The organism is Dyella telluris (assembly GCF_014297575.1).
GTDB classification, from domain to species: Bacteria; Pseudomonadota; Gammaproteobacteria; order Xanthomonadales; family Rhodanobacteraceae; genus Dyella; species Dyella telluris.
Genome location: NZ_CP060412.1, coordinates 975,102 through 993,569, shown reverse-complemented (window position 1 = coordinate 993,569; position 18,468 = coordinate 975,102). Strand labels below are relative to the sequence as shown.

The following is an 18,468-nucleotide window of genomic DNA, read 5'->3' as shown; positions in this document are numbered from 1 at the left end:
GACGGAGCGCGCGCTTGAATGGTTGATATCAGCGAAGCTCATATCAACGCGCCAGCGAACGCTCACTGCGATCGAGGAACTCGAGCATGGCGCGCACGTCATCGCTGTCGTTTGCCTGCACGCTCAGCTGCTCGCGCGCATCGGCCAACGTCAGGCCGGCCATGTACAGCGTGCGGTAGGCGCGCTTGATGGCCGAGATGCGGGCGGTGTCGAAGCCACGGCGCTTGAGGCCCTCGCTGTTGATGCCACGCGGGCGGCCGCGCTGCTCGTTGGCCATGGTGACGAACGGCGGAACGTCCGAACCCAGCAGGCAGCCCATGCCGATGAAGGCATGCGCGCCGATCTTGCAGAACTGGTGCGCGCCGGAGAAACCCGCCATCACCACCCAGTCGCCGATTTCCACGTGGCCGGCGAGTGCCGAGTAGTTGGAGAACACGGTGTTGTTGCCGATCTTGCAGTCGTGCGCGATGTGCACGTAGGCAAGGATCCAGTTGTCGTTGCCGATTTCCGTCTTGCCGCCACCGTCGCCGGTGCCACGATTGATCGTCACGTATTCGCGGATCTGGTTGCGGTCGCCGATCACCAGCTCGGTATGCTCGCCCGCGAACTTCTTGTCCTGCGGGTCGCCACCCAGCGAAGCGAACTGGCTGATGCGGTTTTCGCGACCGATGCGGGTGGGGCCCTGGATCACCACGTGCGGGCCGATCACGGTGCCGTCGCCGATATGCACGTCGGCACCGACCACGGTGAACGCGCCGATGCTGACGTTATCGCCGATGACGGCGGTGGGATCGATCTGCGCGGTGGGGTGGATCATTTGTCGGACCTCGCGGCGCACATCAGTTCGCAGCTGGCCACGACCTTGCCGTCAACGAGGGTGCGCGCTTCGAACAGGCCCATGCTGCGCAGCAGGCGCTTGAGTTCGACTTCCAGGCGCAGCTGGTCGCCCGGCACCACCGGCGCGTTGAAACGCGCGTTGTCGACCTTGGCCAGGTAGAACAGCGGACTGCCCGTGGTGCCCTTCAGGCGGCTGGAGATCTGCGTGAGCAGGCCGGCGGCCTGCGCCATGGCCTCCACGATGAGCACGCCCGGCATCACCGGGTGGCCCGGGAAGTGGCCCTGGAAGAACGGCTCGTTCATCGTCACGTTCTTGATGGCTACGGCACTCTTGTCCGGCACCAGCTCGATCAGGCGATCGACCAGCAGGAACGGGTAGCGGTGTGGCAACAGCATCTGGATCTGTTCCACGTTCACAGGGAGGTGGAAAGGCACGGTCAGGTCACTCATTGTTGCGGTCCTTCTCCAGCGCCGAGAGCCGGCGCGCGTATTCGTCGAGATGCTTGAATCGGGCTGCGTTGCGCCGCCACTGGCGGTTCTCCTGCAGCGGCACGCCCGAGGAGTATTCGCCAGGCTCGCGGATCGAGTGCGTAACCAGGCTCTTGGCGGTAATGGTAACCCGGTCAGCCACTTCGAGATGGCCCAGCACGCCGGCATTGCCGCCGATCATGCAATAACGACCGATCTTGGCGCTGCCGGCCACGGCGGAGCAGCCGGCCAGGGCCGTGTGTGCGCCGATGTAAACGTTGTGGGCGATCTGGATCTGGTTGTCCAGGCGCACATCTTCCTCGAGCACGGTGTCGTCCAGCGCGCCGCGGTCGATGGTGGTATTGGCGCCGATTTCGCAGTCGTCGCCGATGCGCACGCCGCCCAGCTGGGGCAGCTTGATCCAGTGGTCACGGTCAAAAGCCAGGCCGAAGCCGTCCGAGCCGATCACTGCGCCGGGGTGCACCAGCACCCGTTGGCCCAGGGTGACGCGGATGACCAGGGTCACGCGGGCCACCAGGCGGCAATGGGCGCCCACGGTGCACTCGGGGCCGATGATGCAATGCGGCCCGAGGATGGCGCCGTCTTCCACCACCGCGCCGTCCTCGATCACGCAGCCCGGGCCGATGCTGGCGGTCGGCGCCACCCTGGCGCCGGGCGACACCACCGCCGTGGGGTGGATGCCCTGCGGCGCGGCAGGCAGGCGCTCGAACAGCGCGGCGATCTTGGCGTAGGCCACGTACGGGTCGCGGGCGACCAGTGCGGTGACCGGGCTGTCGGCTACGTTCTCCTCGCGCATCACCACCACGCCGGCGCGGGTCTCGGCCAGCTGCGAGGCGTACTTGCTGTTGGAAAGGAAGCTCAGCTGGCTCGGGCCGGCGCCCGCCAGCGTGCCGACGCCGTCGATGGCGCGCGAGCCGTCGCCGTGGCAGACAAGGCCAAAGCGCTCGGCCAGCTCGGATACGGTGGTTTGAAAGACGCTCATGTCAGCTCCCTGCGATCGGGACATTGTAGGTCGCCCCGGTGTAGGCATCAAAAAAATAGGCCGGAGCGAGGGCCCGGCGATGGGCCGCCCGTGATGGTGGCCACGGACCATGGCGGGGAACGGCCGTGCAGGCACGCCGGCGATGGCTCCACGGCCGGGCGCAAAAAGAAGGCGCGGCATGGCCGCGCCTTCTGTGTTCCACCGTTGACGCTCAGCTCGTCAGAACTGGCTGCCGAAGGTGAACTGGATGCGCTCTTCGTAATGGCCGTCATCCGCCTGCGTGCGCAGCGGCACGGCAAAGTTGATGATCAGCGGGCCGATCGGCGCCTGCCAGTGCAGCGAGATACCGGTCGACACGCGCAGCGTCTTGGCCGTGAAGCTGGAGTAGGTCTCGTAGGCGTTACCCACGTCCACGAACCACGACACGCGGGCGGTGTTGATGTCCTTCAGGAACGGCAGCGGCAGATAGAGCTCGGCCGTGCCCAGCACCTTGAATGCGCCACCCAGCGGCTGCGCGTAGCTGTACACGCTGCCGGCACAGGTGCCGTTCGCCGACGGGGTGATCGGCACGGTCTTGCCGTTCGCATCCGTGGTGGTGCCCACGCAGACACGGGGACCCAGGGTGTTGTCCTGGAAGCCGCGCACGTCACGCACGCCGCCGGAGTAGAAGTTCTCCCAGAACGGGTAGGTGATCTTCTGGCCCGCCTGGTAGATGCCGTCTTCGCTGCCGTATTCGAAGGTCTGGCCATAGGTCTGGCCGTAGCCGACCTGACCGTCCAGGTACAGCACGAAGCCCTTGCCGATCGGCCAGTAATGGTTCGCCTCGCCCATGATCTTGTAGTACTGCACGGTGGAGCCGGGCAGGGCGATGTCGGTCGACAGCGAGATCAGGCCACCGCGCGTGGGTGCCCAGTAGCCGTTGCGGGTGTCGTGGTTCCAGCCCAGCGTGGCGTCCCAGGTGTGGATGGTCTGGTGACCCAGCGCATTCTGATAGTCGATCAGGATCTGCGGCGAGTAATTGGCCGTCTGGATGTTGCCGTTGGTGTCGTAGTACTGGTAGCTGAGGTTGATCTTGTTGCTGCTGATGCCCAGGCCGGCGCGGATGTTGTCCGTTTCGGAAATCGGGAAGCTCAGGAAGCTGGAGAACGACTTCAGCGAGCTTTCGTAGTTCACGAAGTCGCTGTTGGTGTCGCCGTAATTGCTCTTGGTGTAACCGACGTTGTAACCGATACCCACGCCGCTGTCGGTGAGGTACGGGTTGAAGTAGCTGGCATTGATGGCGGTGGAGTAGTCGCTGCGCGACGCGCCCACGGTGAAGCTGTCACCGGTGCCCAGGAAGTTGTTCTGCGACACCGACGCGGACAGGATGATGCCCGAGTACTGCGAGTAGCCCACGCCGAACATCAGGCTGCCGGCGGACTGTTCTTCCACCTTCACGGTCAGGTCGACCTGGTCTTCGGTGCCCGGCACCAGTGCCTTGTCGATGTTGACGGTCTTGAAGTAGCCCAGGCGCTGCAGACGGATCTTGGAGCGGTCGATGGCCGGCTGCGAGAACCAGCTGCCTTCCAGCTGGCGCATTTCGCGGCGCATCACGTCGTCTTCCGTGCGGGTGTTGCCCTGGAAGATCACGCGGCGCACGTACACGCGCTTGCCCGGCTCGATGTAGAGCGTGAGGTCGACGGTGCGCTTGTCCTTGTCCAGCTTCGGCACCGGCGTCACCTTGGCGAACGCATAACCGATGCTGGCCAGGATGCTCTTGATCGAATTGGTGCTTGCCTCGATGGCCTTGCGGTTGAAGGTATCGCCCTTGTGCACGTACACCAGCTGGTGCAGCGACTCCTCGGGGAGGATCAGCTCGCCGAGCAGGTGCACTTCGGAGATGGTGTAGATGTCGCCTTCCTTGACGCTGGCGGCGATGTACATCGAGCGCTTGTCCGGCGCGATGGTCACCTGCGTGGAGTCGACGCCGAAGTCGGCGTAGCCGCGGTCCATGTAGTAGGACTGCAGCTTTTCCAGGTCACCGGAGAGCTTTTCACGCGAGTACTGGTCGTCCTTCGAGTACCACGACATCCAGTTGGAGGTCGACGACTCGAAGCCCGTGCGGATGTCCTTGTCGGTGAACGCCTTGTTGCCGACGATATTGATTTCCTTGATCTTCGCGACCTTGCCTTCGCGGATCTCGATATCGATGGCCACGCGGTTGCGATCAAGCTGGGTCACGTGCGGGTCGACCGACACGTTGTACTTGCCGCGGTTGTAGTACTGGCGCACCAGTTCCTGCTGCACGCGATCCAGCGAGAGGCGGTCGAAGGTTTCGCCTTCGGACAGGCCGATCTCCTTCAGGCCCTTGCGCAGATCGTCTTCCTTGATGTCCTTGTTGCCGCGCAGGCTGAGCTTGGCGATGGACGGGCGCTCGACGACCTTGATGACCATGATGTCACCTTCGCGGTCGATCTCCACGTCGCTGAAGAACTTGGTCTGGTACAGGGCGCGGATGGCGCGCTGGGCACCGTCGTTGGTCAGGCGGTCCCCGCGGTTGACGGGCAGGTAGTTGAGCACCGTACCGGCGGAAATGCGGCTGAGGCCATCGATACGGATATCGGAAACGACGAACGGCTCGAACGCGAGGGCATTGGCGGATAGTGAGGCAAGCAGGATCAGGGCGGCGATACGCTTCATCGTCGATTCCGTTGGTTTTATTCCGATAGGGCGGCCTGGGCCGTCCCGATCAATACGTGAAGCCAGGACTAGCCCAGCCTTGAAAGGGTGCTTGCATCTTCCCCAGATGCGCCGGGTAAACCACCGCCACGTACCTGTCGCAAAGCGCTGGCATGCGCACGCTGCAGATACGCCTGTCCTTCGGACATCGCGCGACTTTCGAAAAAGCCGCCGCGCGTCACGAAGGCAGGAAGCGATGGATGTCGTTGTAGAAAGCCAATCCCATCAACGTGAACAGCATGACCAGGCCGACATACTGACCGGCCATCATGGTGCGTTCGCTGACGGGGCTGCCCTTGACCAACTCAATAAGGTAATACAGCAGCCAACCACCGTCCAAGACGGGAATAGGCATGAGGTTGAGGATCGCAAGACTTAGCGACACCAGCGCAAGGAAGCTGAAGAACCAGCCGACCCCCATGCTGGCCGACGCATTGGCGACCTGGGCGATACCGATCACGCCGGAAAGGTTCTTGGTGGAAGCCTGTCCGGTCAGCATCTTGCCGATCATGTTGAAGGTGGAGGCGGCGCTGTTCCAGGTGGTTTCCAGCGAGGCCTGCATGGCTTTCAGGGGGCCGTAGCGAAGGATGGCCTGTTCGCGCTCGGCGAACTTCACGCCGATCACCCAGGCGCTCGGCTGGCCTTCCAGTGACTCCATGCGCGCTGTGATGGATAGCGGCACCGTCTTGCCGGCGCGCTCCACCACGATGGCCAGCGTGGGCGACTTGACGGCTTCCTGCGGCACCATGCGCTGGAACTGCTCGAAACTTTCGATGGCCGTGCCGTTGAGGCTCACGATGCGATCGCCGCCCTGCATGCCGCCGCTGGCGGCGGGCTTGCCCGCCAGCACATTGCCCACGATGGCGGGCGACGGCGCAAGCTTCAGGCCCAGCTTGTCGAGGTATTGGCCAATGTCCTGGCCGGCCGGGAGCTGATTGAGCGGCAGCACCAGGTTGCGCGTGGTGCCATCGGTGCCGCGTACCTGCACAGGCAGCGGGTCACGGCCGAGCAGGCCGTTGACGATGGCGTCCATGGAGTCGCTCCAGGTTGCCACGGCGTGGCCGTCGACGCTCAGGATGCGATCGCCCGTGTGCACGCCGGCTTCGGCGGCGATGCTCTGCGGCGCGGCGGCGATGACAGGGGCCACGTCCGGCTTGCCCACCAGGAACATCAGCCAGAACGCGAAGAGGGTGAAGATCAGATTGAAGCCGGGGCCGGCCGCTACGATGGCGATGCGCTGCCACACTGGCTTGCCGGTGAACTCCTGGCCGGCCAGTGCGGGATCGACCTCGCCCTCGCGGGCGTCGAGCATCTTCACGTAGCCGCCCAGCGGGATCATGGCGACCTGGTACTCGGTGCCGTCCTTGCCGATGCGCTTCCAGATGGCCTTGCCGAAGCCCACGGAGAAACGCAGCACCTTGACGCCGCAGCGCCGTGCTACCCAGTAGTGTCCAAATTCGTGAAAGGTCACCAGCACGCCGAGCGTGACGAGCAACCAAAACACTGAGCCAAATACACTATTCATCGGTAAGAGCTTATCAGGCTTGTCAGCACGCGTTGCGAAGGATGCGGCGGGCGGCCTCTCGGGCCATCCGGTCGCGTTCATTCAGGGTCTGGACATCGACCACAGCTTGCGGCGGCAGTTCCGTAAGTACGCTCTCGACGAGATCGGCAATGCCGAGGAAGGGGAGGCCGCCGGCCAGGAAGGCGTCCACGGCGATTTCATTGGCGGCGTTGAGGATGGCCGTGGCATCGCCGCCAGCGCGCAGCGCCTGGAAGGCCAGTGCAAGGCAGCGGAACGTGTCCAGGTCCGGCTGCTGGAAAGCCAGCGGGGCACAGGCAGCCAGGTCCAGCGGGGCCACGCCCGCGTCGATGCGGGTCGGCCAGGCAAGCGCATGGGCGATCGCCGTGCGCATGTCCGGGTTGCCCAGCTGGGCGAGCACCGAGCCGTCCACGTACTCCACCAGCGAGTGCACCAGGCTCTGCGGGTGAACCAGCACGTCGATCAGGTCCGGGGCGGCGCCGAACAGGTGGTGCGCCTCGATCACCTCGAGGCCTTTGTTCATCAAGGTGGCCGAATCCACCGAAATCTTGCGGCCCATCACCCAGTTGGGGTGCTTGCAGGCCTGTTCCGGGGTGACACCAGCCAGGTCGGCACGCGTGCGCCCGCGGAATGGCCCGCCGGACGCCGTGAGGATGAGGCGGCGCACGCCACTGGCCGCCAGATTGGGTCGGCCGCCGGGCAGGCACTGGAAGATGGCGTTGTGTTCCGAGTCCACCGGAATCAGCTCGCCACCGCCGGCGGCCAGCGCCTCCAGCAGCAATGCGCCGGCCATCACGATGGATTCCTTGTTCGCCAGCAGCAGGCGCTTGCCCGTACGTGCGGCGGCCAGCGTGGAATCGAGGCCTGCGGCACCGACAATGGCGGCCACCACCGTGTCGCACAGCGTGCCGGAAACCGCCTGGGTGATGGCGTCGTGGCCGCTGGCGATATCGCAGCGCACGCCAGCGGCGGCAAGGCGACGCGCCAGCTCGGCTTCCAGCGCCGGATCGGCGATGACGGCAAGCTCAGGGCGGAAGCGCGTGCACAGCTCCGCTAGTGCGGCAACGTTGCTGTGGGCGGTAAGTACGGTGGCGCGGAATCGGTCCGGGTGGCGCGCGATGACGTCCAGCGTGCTGCCGCCAATGGAGCCGGTGGCGCCGAGCACGGCGACCTGGCGAAGCCCCGGGCTCATAGGCCGAGCAGCAGCAGGCCGGCGGCGAACACGGGCATGGCGGCGAAGACGCTGTCCAACCGGTCAAGCAGGCCGCCATGGCCGGGGAACAGGTTGCCGGAGTCCTTCACGGCCGCGTGGCGCTTCATCAGGCTTTCCAGCAGGTCGCCCACGATGGAGGCGATCACGGTGAACACCGACAGCACCAGCAGGCCGGCCAGCTTGCCACCCGACACGCCAAGCAGCATGCCGCCGGCCACGGTGACGATGGCACCGGCCACGAAGGCGCCGTAGACGCCTGCCCAGGTCTTGCCCGGGCTGATGGTGGGGGCCAGCTTGCGGCGGCCGAACTGGCGGCCGCTGAAGTAGGCGCCGATATCGGCCGCCCACACCACGAAGAGGGCAAGCAGGGTCCACCAGTTGCCGCACTCGGTCGAGCCGTGGATGGTCACCACGGCCACCCAGGCCGGCACGATCACCAGGAAGCCCGCGCCGAGCTTCATCAGTCTGTTTTCACGCGTGGGCGCCGCGCCGAAGGCAAAGTGGCGCAGCCACTGGCACACCACGATCCACCAGCCCACGCCTGCGCCGATCAGCACCGGCCACCAGACGCTGCCGCGGACCAGCCAGCACAGCACCAGCACGATGACGGTAAGCGCCAGCAGGGCAGTGCGCGGCACGGTGTCCTTGAGGCCGGACAGGCGGGTCCATTCCCACATGGCGCCCAGGAAGGCGATGGCCACGAGCGCTGCGAAGACGCCCGTGGGCGCCAGCAGGATCATCAGGATCACCAGCGGAGCAAGCAGCAGTGCGGTGAGGGTGCGCTGGAGCAGCATCAGTGTCCTTGGCTCATGCTTTTGCGACTTGTTCGCCGGTCTTGCCGAAGCGGCGTTCGCGGCGGGCGTAATCGTCGATGGCGCTCTTCAGGCTGGCCTCGTCGAAGTCCGGCCACAGGGTATCGGTAAAGTGCAGCTCTGCGTAGGCAAGCTGCCACAACAGGAAGTTGCTGACGCGGCACTCGCCACCCGTGCGGATGAACAGGTCCAGCGGCGGCAGGTCGGCCAGGCACATGAAATGGCCAAGCAGGTTCTCGTCGATCTCTTCGGCGCGCAGCTCGCCACGTGCCACCGATTCGGCAGCCTTGCGTGCAGCCTGCACGATGTCCCAGCGACCGCCGTAGCTCACGGCCACGTTGAGGTGCAGGGCATCGTTGCCGGCGGTACGCGCCATGGCGGCCAGCATGCGCTGGCGCAGGCCCGGCTCGAAACTGGCCAGGTCGCCGACGAAGCGCAGGCGCACACCATTGCCGTGCAGCTCGTCCACTTCCTTGTCGAGCGCACGCACGAACAGTTCCATCAACGCGCCGACTTCATCCTGTGGACGCTGCCAGTTTTCGCTGGAGAACGCGAAGAGGGTGAGTACCTTGACGCCCTGGCGCAGGCAGGCTTCGACCGTGGTACGCACGGCCTTGCGGCCGGCGTTGTGGCCGAACGTGCGCGGCCGGTGGCGGAGCTTCGCCCAGCGACCGTTGCCATCCATCACGATGGCGATGTGGCGCGGTATGCGCGCGTTATCGGCGCTGGTCATGGGGCTGGCACTCGGAGTGACAGCGCTCAGAGCGCCATCAACTCCTCTTCCTTGGTCTTCACGACGGCGTCGACGTCCTTGACGAAACGGTCGGTGAGCTTCTGGATTTCGTCTTCGGCCTTGCGCTCATCGTCTTCGGTGATCAGCTTTTCCTTGAGCAGATCCTTGACCTGCTGCATGGCGTCGCGACGCACGTTGCGGATGGCGATCTTGGCTTCCTCACCTTCATGTGCCACGTGCTTGGCCAGCTCGCGGCGACGCTCTTCGGTGAGCGGCGGCATGTTGAGGCGGATGGTGGTGCCGGCGGTATTGGGCGTGATGCCGATGTCCGAGGCCATGATGGCCTTTTCGATCGGAGCCACCAGGGTCTTCTCGAACGGCGTGATGATGATAGAGCGCGAATCGCCCAGGGCGACCGTAGCCACCTGGTTCAGCGGCATGTCCGAGCCGTAGTAGGGCACCTTGATGCCGTCCACCAGCGCGGTGCTGGCGCGACCCGTGCGCAGACGGGTCAGGCTGTGCCTGAGCGAGTCGATGCTCTTGCCCATGCGGGTCTGGGCATCGTTCTTGATGTCGTTAAGCATGGGAAACACCCCTCAAACCGTGCAAGCCGGCGAGTATAGCAGGGGGCTATGGGGCATTGGGGTGGCGCGGCACGGGCGTTGCGATGGGCTTCACCCGCGCGCGCTGCCGGGCGATGGCACGCCCGGCGCGTCGACCCTCTCCCGCAGCGGGGAGAGGGTGGTCAGCGTCAGTGTTCGCTGACCAGAGTGCCGATGTGTTCGCCGCGCATGATGTTCATGAGGTTGCCCGGCACGGTCATGTCGTAGATGCGCAGCGGCATGCCATGGTCGCGGCAAAGCGCGATGGCGGCCGTGTCCATCACGGCGAGCTTGCGCTCGATCACCTGGTCGTAGGTGAGTGTGTCGTAGCGCGTGGCGTCGGCATGGCGGGCCGGATCGGCGGTGTACACGCCATCCACCTTGGTCGCCTTCAGCAGCAGGTCCGCGCCCACTTCCACGGCACGCAGTGCAGCGGCCGAGTCGGTGGTGAAGAACGGGTTGCCGGTGCCGGCGGCGAACAGCACGATGCGGCCCTTTTCGATGTGGCGCGTGGCGCGGCGACGGATGAAGTCTTCCGCGACATCGTGGATCGGGATGGCGCTCATCACGCGGGCGAAACCGCCGCGACGCTCGATGGCGTCCTGCATGGCCAGGGCGTTCATCACGGTGGCCAGCATGCCCATGTGGTCGCCGGTGACGCGGTCCATGCCCGCAGCCGCCAGGCCTGCACCACGGAAGATGTTGCCGCCGCCGATGACGACGCCGATCTGGATGCCGGCTTTCTGTACTTCGATGATCTCGTCGGCCAGTCGGCCGATAACCTTGGGGTCGATGCCGTAATCGGCCTCGCCCATGAGAGCTTCACCGGAGAGTTTGAGCAGGATACGGCGGTACTTAAGAGGTTCGCTCATGGGGTCTCCGGATTGTGTGGGGCAAAACGCGCGCATTGTAACGGCAGTGACGTGAAGGGGTAAGGGTCTTCATGTCGCGGCAGGGAGAGAAAATTCAGCTCCAACGAGGGGTTGGCGGTGACCGTCGCGCCGGGGGAGGTGGCCCTGGGGATGGCCGGTGCGGCGGCACGGGGTTCTCATAAAAAAAGAAGCCGCGGTTGCCCGCGGCTTCTTCGAGACTTCCAGGGAAGCGAGGGGGTTAGCCCTGCATCGCCTTGGCCACTTCGGCCAGATAGTCTTCCTGCACCTTCTCGATGCCTTCGCCCACGGCCAGGCGAACCACGGCCACAACGTCAGCGCCTTCCTTCTTCAGGACGTCACCCACGGTGGTGTTGGTGTCCAGCACGTACGGCTGACCAACCAGGGTCACTTCCGAGACGATCTTGTTGATCTTGCCGGAGATGATCTTTTCCAGGATGTCGGCCGGCTTGGCCTTGTCCTTCTCGGTCATCTGGCTCAGCGCGATTTCCTTTTCCTTCGCGACAAACTCGGCCGGGACGTGCTCCGGCTTGATGTGCGGCGGGTTCATGGCGGCCACGTGCATGGCGATGCCCTTGGCCAGCTCTTCCGAGCCGCCCTTGAGCGCCACGATCACGCCGATCTTGCCGCCGTGCGAGTAGGTCGCCAGCGGGCCGTCGTTTGCCACGTGGGCCACGCGACGCACTTCGATCTTCTCGCCGATGGTGGCGGTCTGGGCCTTGGCGGCGGACTCGACGTTGTCGGCGCCCGGGAAGGCAGCGGCCTTGGCGCCGTCGATGTCGGTAGCGCCCGACGCCAGCACGGCCTCGGCGATTTCGTTGGTGAACTGGATGAAGTTCGGCGCCTTGGCGACGAAGTCGGTTTCGCTGTTCACTTCGACTAGCACGGCCTTGCCGTTGGCCTGGGCGGTAGCGATGCGACCTTCGGCGGCCACGCGATCGGCCTTCTTGTCAGCCTTGGCCAGGCCGGTCTTGCGCAGGTATTCCACAGCGGCTTCGATGTCGCCGTTGTTTTCGACCAGCGCCTTTTTGCAATCCATCATGCCGGCGCCGGAGCGCTCGCGCAGTTCGCTAACCAGTTTTGCGGAAATGGCGGTCATCTGGGTTCCTCAAAATCTTTGATGCGCCCCGACCCTTGCGGGCCGGGGCAGGGAAGGCTTACTCGCCGTCCGACGACTCGTCGTTGCGGCCACCGCGACCACCGCGGCCACCGTCACGACGCGGAGCGCCAGCACCCTTCTTGGCCGGACCGCGGTTGTTGCGGTCGTCACGGCGCGGGGCAGCCTTGCGCTCTTCCTTGGCAACCGGGTTGCCTTCTTCGTCGAGTTCGACGAACTCGTTGGCGTCGCCCTGGGCGGCAGCCGGCGCAGCGGCCTTGCCTTCCAGGATGGCGTCAGCAGCGGCACGGGCGTACAGCTGGATGGCGCGGATGGCGTCGTCGTTGCCCGGGATGGCGTAATCGACCAGTTCCGGGTTGTAGTTGGTGTCGACCACGGCGATCACCGGGATGCCGAGCTTCTTGGCTTCCTGCACGGCGATGTCTTCATGACCGATGTCGATGATGAAGAGGGCGTCCGGCAGGCGGTTCATGTCCTTGATGCCGCCCAGCGAGTTCTCGAGCTTGTCGCGCTCGCGGCGACGGGCCAGCACTTCGTGCTTGACCAGGCGGTCGAACGAACCGTCGGTTTCGGCGGCTTCCAGTTCCTTCAGGCGGGCAACCGACTGCTTCACGGTACGGAAGTTGGTCAGCATGCCACCCAGCCAGCGGGCGGTGACGAACGGCATGCCGGCGCGTGCGGCTTCTTCAGCCAACGGCTCACGGGCCGAACGCTTGGTGCCGACGAACAGCACGGTGCCGCGCTTCTGCGCGATCGCCGAGAGGAAGTTCATCGCGTCGGTGAAGAGCGGCAGCGTCTTCTCGAGGTTGATGATGTGGATCTTGCCGCGGGCGCCAAAGATGAACGGGGCCATCTTCGGGTTCCAGTAACGGGTCTGGTGACCGAAATGCACGCCAGCTTCGAGCATCTGGCGCATGGTGACTTGTGCCATGGGTAAAACTCCGATTGTTGGGTCGCCCTTTGCGGGGGAATGACCCGGGGGTTGGGACCTCCACGCATCCCCGGCTTCGACCCCGGCAGCCCGTTATGATGGAGAGGGCTGATCGAGGCACCCCGAAGGCGGTGCCGATGCGTGTGTGGCGTTTAATGTGTCCAATCAAGGACTTGGAGGCTTGCGCCGCAGGGCGGTTACAATCTCCATTCGCTTTGCGACGACCGCTGGAACCCTCTGAAAGGGATACCTCGGGTCAGCAAAACTTCGAAATTGTAGCCGGTGCGCCGGCGGTGCGGCAAGTCGCTGGAATTTCAGCAGGTTTGCCGCCATGTGAGTGGAACTATGGCAGTCACCCTTAAAACCCCCCAAGACATCCAGGGCATGCGCGAGGCCGGCAAGCTGGCCGCCGAAGTGCTCGCCATGCTCAAGGAACACGTCAAGCCCGGCGTGACCACCGAGGACCTCGATCGCCTCGCCTACGAACACATTGTGAACGTGCAGAAGGCCATTCCGGCGAACGTGGGCTACAACGGCTTCCCGAAGACGCTGTGCACCTCGGTCAACCACGTCATCTGCCACGGCATTCCGACGCCGGGCAAGGTGCTGAAGGACGGCGACATCATCAACCTCGACGTCACCGTCATCCGCGACGGCTGGCACGGCGACACCAGCCGCATGTACTTCGTGGGCACGCCCTCGGTGCTGGCCAAGCGCCTGGTGGACACCACCTTCGAAGCGATGATGCAGGGCATCCAGGCAGTGCGCCCGGGCGCGACCCTGGGCGACGTGGGCGCGGCGATCCAGAAGCACGCGGAAGCGGCAGGTTTCTCGATCGTGCGCGAGTACTGCGGCCACGGCATCGGCAAGGTCTACCACGATGAGCCGCAGGTGCTGCATTACGGCCGCGTGGGTACCGGCCTGGAGCTGAAGAAGGGCATGACGTTTACGGTCGAGCCGATGGTCAATGCGGGCAAGCCGCAGACCAAGCAGTTGCCCGATGGCTGGACGGTGGTGACCAAGGATCATTCGCTGTCGGCGCAGTGGGAGCACACCATTGCGGTGACGGATGACGGGTTCGAGATTTTGACGCCTTGGCCGGATGCGGCGTGAGGTGAGGTGTTGGAGGGGCTGCTTCGGCAGCCCTTTTTTTGGTGTTGGCGGGGAATGTGAGGCTTGCGCCGGTTGATCGCTCTCTCCTTACTTTTGGGGAGAGGGTTGGAGTAAGACTCGAAGAGCGGGTAAGGGTTGTGTGATCGCCTTACCGCTTCATATCTCGTCAGCCCGGTGCAGGCCGGGATCCAGGGCCTCAGCGGTCGGTTATCGCCCCGCGGCTTCATTCTTTTGACCGTCATTCCCGCGAAGGCGGGAGGCGCTTTTCAACCGCCAGATGGCGGGTCATTCATTGACTTTGCTTCCGACCTTTGCTCTTGGCCTTTGGTCTCGCGCGTTTCCGCGATCGGGCCGCTTACGCAGCGGAGGCGTTTCGACCTCCTGCCGGAGGCCGAGTCACTTTTCTTTGCTGGCCCAAAGAAAAGTAACCCAAAGAAATGGCCTTAAAAGCTGGCAGCATGCCGGTGGGATAAGCCCGAACGGCTGAGGAACAGTGTTGCTTGGCAACCTCCGCCTCTACACAGCGGGTACTTCCAAGCGCTTCGCAACGCGCCGAAGCGAAGAGGACTTAACGCGGAGCGTCGTGCCGCTGCGCGGCACCTCCTTCCTTGCCACTTGGTGGTTCACGTTGAACATCACCTGTCGCTCGTCCTCTCCCGTTCGGGAGAGGACGGGGGTGGGCACTGAGGTGAGAGAGAAACGGACTTCACACGGTGCGAGACCCCCTGTAGGAGCGCACCTTGTGCGCGACCGCAGCGCCATGTCGATTCCGCTCCGTCAGGTTGTCGCGCACAGGGTGCGCTCCTACAGAAAAGTAGCCCGGGCCGCGGCAAGCGGGCCGGATGCCGAAAGACCTTCGATCAGGTGATGGGCGAAAACCAGCCATGGACGCGCTGGATGACCAGCCCTTCGGCTGTTGAGAAGCGCCTCCGCCCGGCGCCGGGATGACGGCCAGAAAGCCAAGCGTCGCGCCGAGCCCCACCCAAAAATCCACCTGCTCCCCACCCCAGTCATGGCAGACTTGCTGCATCGCCACATGCGTCCCGTGCTCATGACTGTCGCTCCTATCGTGCTGCCTCCCTTGCCCCGCCTTCCCGTGGCGGTGCCGCGTTCGGGCGTGTCGTCGGAGGCGCGGCGCGCGTTGCGGCAGTTGCTGGGGGATGTGGATCGCGCGCTGGCCACGGCGTTTCGTGATGGCGCGGACGCTACGGCATTGGCGCATCGGCGCAGTGAATCCGTGCAGCGCGTGGTGGTGCATGTCTGGACGGCTTGCCTGGGCGACGTCAACGACGCGGCGTTGTTCGCGGTGGGCGGCTTTGGTCGCGGCTTGCTGTTTCCGCATTCGGATGTGGATCTGCTCGCCCTGGTGGGGCCGTCGGAACCGGCGCGCCTGCGTGCGCTGGAGCAATGCTTTGCCACGCTGTGGGATATCGCTCTGAAGGTGGGGCACGCGGTGCGCGATCTCGCGCAGTGCCGCGCGCTGGCGAAGCAAGATGCCAGCGTGTTCACCAGCCTGCTCGATGCGCGACGGCTGGTGGGTGATCCGGCCATGGAGGAGGGGCTGAAGGCCATCGTCAACGATCCCGCGATGTGGCCGCCGGCGGACTATCTCGCCGTGCGCCTGGCCGAGCGCGACACCCGCCATGCGCGCTACAACGACACGGCGTACAACCTTGAGCCCAATATCAAGGATGGCCCCGGCGGCTTGCGCACGCTCGACGCGTTGCGCTGGCTGGGGCGCAGGCTGGCGCACGCGGAAGACTTCGACGACATGGTTGCCGAGGGTCTGCTCGACCCGGCGGAGAAGGACACGCTCGAACAGTCCGAGGCGACATTGCGACGTTACCGTTTCGCTTTGCATCTGGAAGCCGGCCGGGCGGAAGAGCGCCTGTTGTTCGACTACCAGCGTGCGCTGGCGGCGCGGCTGGGCTTCGAGGACGAGCACGAAAAGAATCTCGGCGTCGAACAGTTCATGCAGGGCTATTACCGCGCGGCGAGCCAGGTGGAGCGGCTGGGCGTGCAGATCGCCGAGCGTTTCGAGGAAATGCTGGAGCCGCCGTCCGATCCGCGTGCCGTGGGCGATGACTTCATCCGCTATGGCAAGCGCCTGGCGGTACGCGATCCCGATCTGTTCATGCGTCGGCCCGCGTCGCTGGTCGAGGCATTCATCGCGCGACTGGGTGAGCCGGGCATCACCGGATTCACGGCGGAAACCATGCGCCGCCTGCATCAGGCATCCGCAGTGCTCGATCGCACGCTGGCGGACGATCCCGAGGTGCTGGCGGCATTCCTGCGCCTGTTGCAACTCGGCGCGCCGGCGGTGGAAGCCTTGTGGCGCATGAATCGCCACGGCCTGCTGGCGGCGATCCTGCCGGCCTTCGGCAAGGTGTTCGGCCGCATGCAGTACGACCTGTTCCACGTTTATACCGTGGACGAGCACACGCTGCGCGTGCTGCGCAATGTCGCGCGCTTCGCGGATGCGGAGGCTGCCAATGATTTCCCCATCGCCTGCAAGATCTGGCCGACCTTGCCCAAGCCGGAGCTGTTGTTGCTGGCGGCGCTGTTCCATGACATCGCCAAGGGGCGCGGTGGCGATCATTCCATGCTGGGCGAGGAAGAGGCGCTCGCCTTCGGTCACCGCCTTGGCCTGCCGGAGGAGGATATCCAGCTGGTTGCGTGGCTGGTGCGCTGGCATCTGCTGATGAGCACGACGGCGCAGCGGCAGGACATCACCGACCCCGACGTGGTGAATCGCTTCGCCGAAACAGTGGGCGAGCCCGAACGGTTGGATTACCTGTACCTGCTCACCATCGCCGACATCATCGGCACGAGTCCCAAGCTGTGGAACGGCTGGAAGGATCGCCTGCTTTCGGATCTCTACACGGCCACGCGCTACGTGTTGCGCAGCGACGATGAACTGCCTTCCGACGCGGATGCGCGCGTGCGCAGTTGTCGTGAGCAGGCCCAGGTACTGCTGGAGCAGGAGGGATTCGACGCCGACCAGTACCAGCGCATTTGGCGTGGTTTTCCCGAATCGAGCTTCCTGCGCCATCGGCCCGAACAGATCGCCTGGCAGACAGCGGCCATCGTGCGTGCGAAGGGCGAGACGCCGCTGGTCGAGGTGCATCCGAAGTCGGTGCGCGGCACCACGGAGCTGTTTGTTTATGTGCCCGATCGCGACGGCCTGTTCGCTGCCGTCACGGCCATGCTCGATCGCCTGCATTTCTCCGTGATGGAAGCACGTATCCTCAGCTCGCCCACCGGCATGGCACTGGATACCTTCCTGCTGCTGGAAGCCGATACCCAGCAGCCTGCTACGCCGGAGCGCGCCGACGAACTGAAGCAGCGCCTGCATCGCGCGCTGTCGCAACCGGGACACGCGCACCAGCCATCACGCCGGAGCATGTCGCGGCATCTCAAGCACTTCCAGGCTACGCCCAAGATTGCTTTCAGTACGGTCCATGGCCGTACGCGGCTGGCGCTGGTGTGCAGTGATCGACCCGGCCTACTCGCGGCGGTGGCGCAGGGCATGATGGATGCCGGCGTGCGCGTGCACGACGCGCGCATCGCCACGTTCGGCGAGCGCGTGGAGGATTTCTTCCTCATCACCGACCGCCACGATGCGCCGCTCGGCATTGAGCTGCAGGATCGACTGCTGCATGCGCTGCTCGATCGTCTGGGCCCGGCCAAGGAAAAACGCGCCTGACATGGCCACCGGTGTGGTTCGCAGAAACTTGGCACCGTGGCCTTCAGCGGTTGTAATGGCCGACCCGCGCTGACGACATCGTCGTTTCCCCCGCGCGGGTTTGTGCCGATTCAAAGGAATTACTCGCTGTATGAATACCCGGAAGTTTTCCCTGGCCCTGCTCGCGGGCCTGTCGTTCTGCGTGCCGGCATTTGCCACCTCGGTTTCCGCCAGTGGCGGTGACGGCTCGGTGGGCATCGACCTTGGCGTGCCGCTGACCAGCGGGCTGCGCGCGGATCTCGGTTACCTCAAGACGGACGATCGTCGCGGCGACGCGGATGTCTACTCTGCCGCGCTCATGATCGTGCCGGCCTCGCGCGATATCCATTGGGAAATCGGTGCGCGCTACCAGTATCAGGATGCGCGCTACGCATCGGGCGGCGGCGTCGGCCTCGGTGGCTCGGTGGACGTGCCCACGGGCATCCGCTGGCTGTCGCTGGGCGCCTACGGTTTCTACACCCCCGAAGCGCTGACCAATGGCGACATGAGCCATGGCTATGACGTCGGCGCACAGGTGAACGTGCGCTTCGGTTCCAGCGTGTCCGTGTTCGGTGGCTACCGCCGCATGCGCACCTCGTTCGACGGCTTCGGCGACCATGATCTCTACAAGGGGCCGATGTTCGGCGTCCGCGTAGGCCTGTAAACCCGGCACGCCTGCGTGGCCCCGGCGCGGGTCGCGCGGGCTTCGGCTCGCGATGCGGGGCGTTTCTTGTCAGAATCCCTTATCCCATGCGGCGCTCCGC

At 65.0% G+C, this 18,468-nt stretch carries 15 protein-coding genes; 3 read left to right on the top strand and 12 right to left on the bottom strand.

The genetic code is table 11. The features are described 5' to 3' along the window. Window positions 1–43: 43 nt before the first annotated feature. The 12 genes from lpxA to rpsB form a co-directional block, all read right to left on the bottom strand. On the bottom strand, window positions 44–817 hold the full coding sequence (gene lpxA, locus H8F01_RS04590; protein WP_187057878.1) for an acyl-ACP--UDP-N-acetylglucosamine O-acyltransferase: 774 nt from the start codon (window positions 815–817) through the stop codon (window positions 44–46). Next, window positions 814–1,287 (bottom strand): 3-hydroxyacyl-ACP dehydratase FabZ, encoded by a 474-nt coding sequence (gene fabZ / locus H8F01_RS04585; protein WP_425490075.1) that lies wholly within the window; start codon window positions 1,285–1,287, stop codon window positions 814–816. The genes lpxA and fabZ overlap by 4 nt, the downstream gene beginning before the upstream one ends. Then, a complete protein-coding gene (gene lpxD / locus H8F01_RS04580; RefSeq protein WP_187057877.1) occupies window positions 1,280–2,308 on the bottom strand; it encodes a UDP-3-O-(3-hydroxymyristoyl)glucosamine N-acyltransferase in 1,029 nt (342 codons plus the stop codon). The genes fabZ and lpxD overlap by 8 nt, the downstream gene beginning before the upstream one ends. 219 nt (window positions 2,309–2,527) lie before the next feature. After that, on the bottom strand, window positions 2,528–4,987 hold the full coding sequence (gene bamA, locus H8F01_RS04575) for an outer membrane protein assembly factor BamA (RefSeq protein WP_187057876.1): 2,460 nt from the start codon (window positions 4,985–4,987) through the stop codon (window positions 2,528–2,530). Between the two features lie 217 nt (window positions 4,988–5,204). Further along, complete coding sequence (gene rseP, locus H8F01_RS04570) at window positions 5,205–6,551, bottom strand: RIP metalloprotease RseP (RefSeq protein WP_187057875.1); 1,347 nt, start codon at window positions 6,549–6,551, stop codon at window positions 5,205–5,207. A gap of 22 nt (window positions 6,552–6,573) precedes the next feature. Next, window positions 6,574–7,761 (bottom strand): 1-deoxy-D-xylulose-5-phosphate reductoisomerase, encoded by a 1,188-nt coding sequence (locus tag H8F01_RS04565; RefSeq protein ID WP_187057874.1) that lies wholly within the window; start codon window positions 7,759–7,761, stop codon window positions 6,574–6,576. Further along, the gene (locus H8F01_RS04560; RefSeq protein WP_187057873.1) at window positions 7,758–8,576 is read right to left on the bottom strand and encodes a phosphatidate cytidylyltransferase; all 819 of its coding nucleotides are present in this window, start codon (window positions 8,574–8,576) and stop codon (window positions 7,758–7,760) included. Before H8F01_RS04560 ends, H8F01_RS04565 begins: the two co-directional genes overlap by 4 nt. 13 nt (window positions 8,577–8,589) lie before the next feature. Next, window positions 8,590–9,327: a polyprenyl diphosphate synthase gene (gene uppS / locus H8F01_RS04555; protein ID WP_187057872.1), complete on the bottom strand. Its 738-nt coding sequence runs from the start codon at window positions 9,325–9,327 to the stop codon at window positions 8,590–8,592. A 26-nt stretch (window positions 9,328–9,353) separates the two neighbouring features. Then, window positions 9,354–9,911, bottom strand: a complete 558-nt coding sequence (gene frr / locus H8F01_RS04550; RefSeq protein ID WP_187057871.1) for a ribosome recycling factor — start codon at window positions 9,909–9,911, stop codon at window positions 9,354–9,356. Between the two features lie 167 nt (window positions 9,912–10,078). Beyond that, the gene (gene pyrH, locus H8F01_RS04545; RefSeq protein WP_187057870.1) at window positions 10,079–10,801 is read right to left on the bottom strand and encodes a UMP kinase; all 723 of its coding nucleotides are present in this window, start codon (window positions 10,799–10,801) and stop codon (window positions 10,079–10,081) included. Between the two features lie 238 nt (window positions 10,802–11,039). Further along, a complete protein-coding gene (tsf, locus tag H8F01_RS04540) occupies window positions 11,040–11,918 on the bottom strand; it encodes a translation elongation factor Ts (RefSeq protein WP_187057869.1) in 879 nt (292 codons plus the stop codon). Between the two features lie 58 nt (window positions 11,919–11,976). Next, window positions 11,977–12,867, bottom strand: coding sequence for a 30S ribosomal protein S2 (gene rpsB, locus H8F01_RS04535; RefSeq protein WP_187057868.1), 891 nt, complete (start codon window positions 12,865–12,867; stop codon window positions 11,977–11,979). Between the two features lie 345 nt (window positions 12,868–13,212). Between rpsB and map the strand changes: the two genes are divergently transcribed. The 3 genes from map to H8F01_RS04520 all read left to right on the top strand — a co-directional run bounded on the left by map (window position 13,213) and on the right by H8F01_RS04520 (window position 18,368). Next, complete coding sequence (map, locus tag H8F01_RS04530; protein WP_187057867.1) at window positions 13,213–13,980, top strand: type I methionyl aminopeptidase; 768 nt, start codon at window positions 13,213–13,215, stop codon at window positions 13,978–13,980. 1,051 nt (window positions 13,981–15,031) lie between these two features. Further along, window positions 15,032–17,686, top strand: coding sequence for a [protein-PII] uridylyltransferase (gene glnD / locus H8F01_RS04525; protein ID WP_187057866.1), 2,655 nt, complete (start codon window positions 15,032–15,034; stop codon window positions 17,684–17,686). Window positions 17,687–17,816: 130 nt separating this feature from the next. Next, complete coding sequence (locus H8F01_RS04520) at window positions 17,817–18,368, top strand: YfaZ family outer membrane protein (protein ID WP_187057865.1); 552 nt, start codon at window positions 17,817–17,819, stop codon at window positions 18,366–18,368. The last annotated feature ends 100 nt before the right edge of the window (window positions 18,369–18,468 follow it).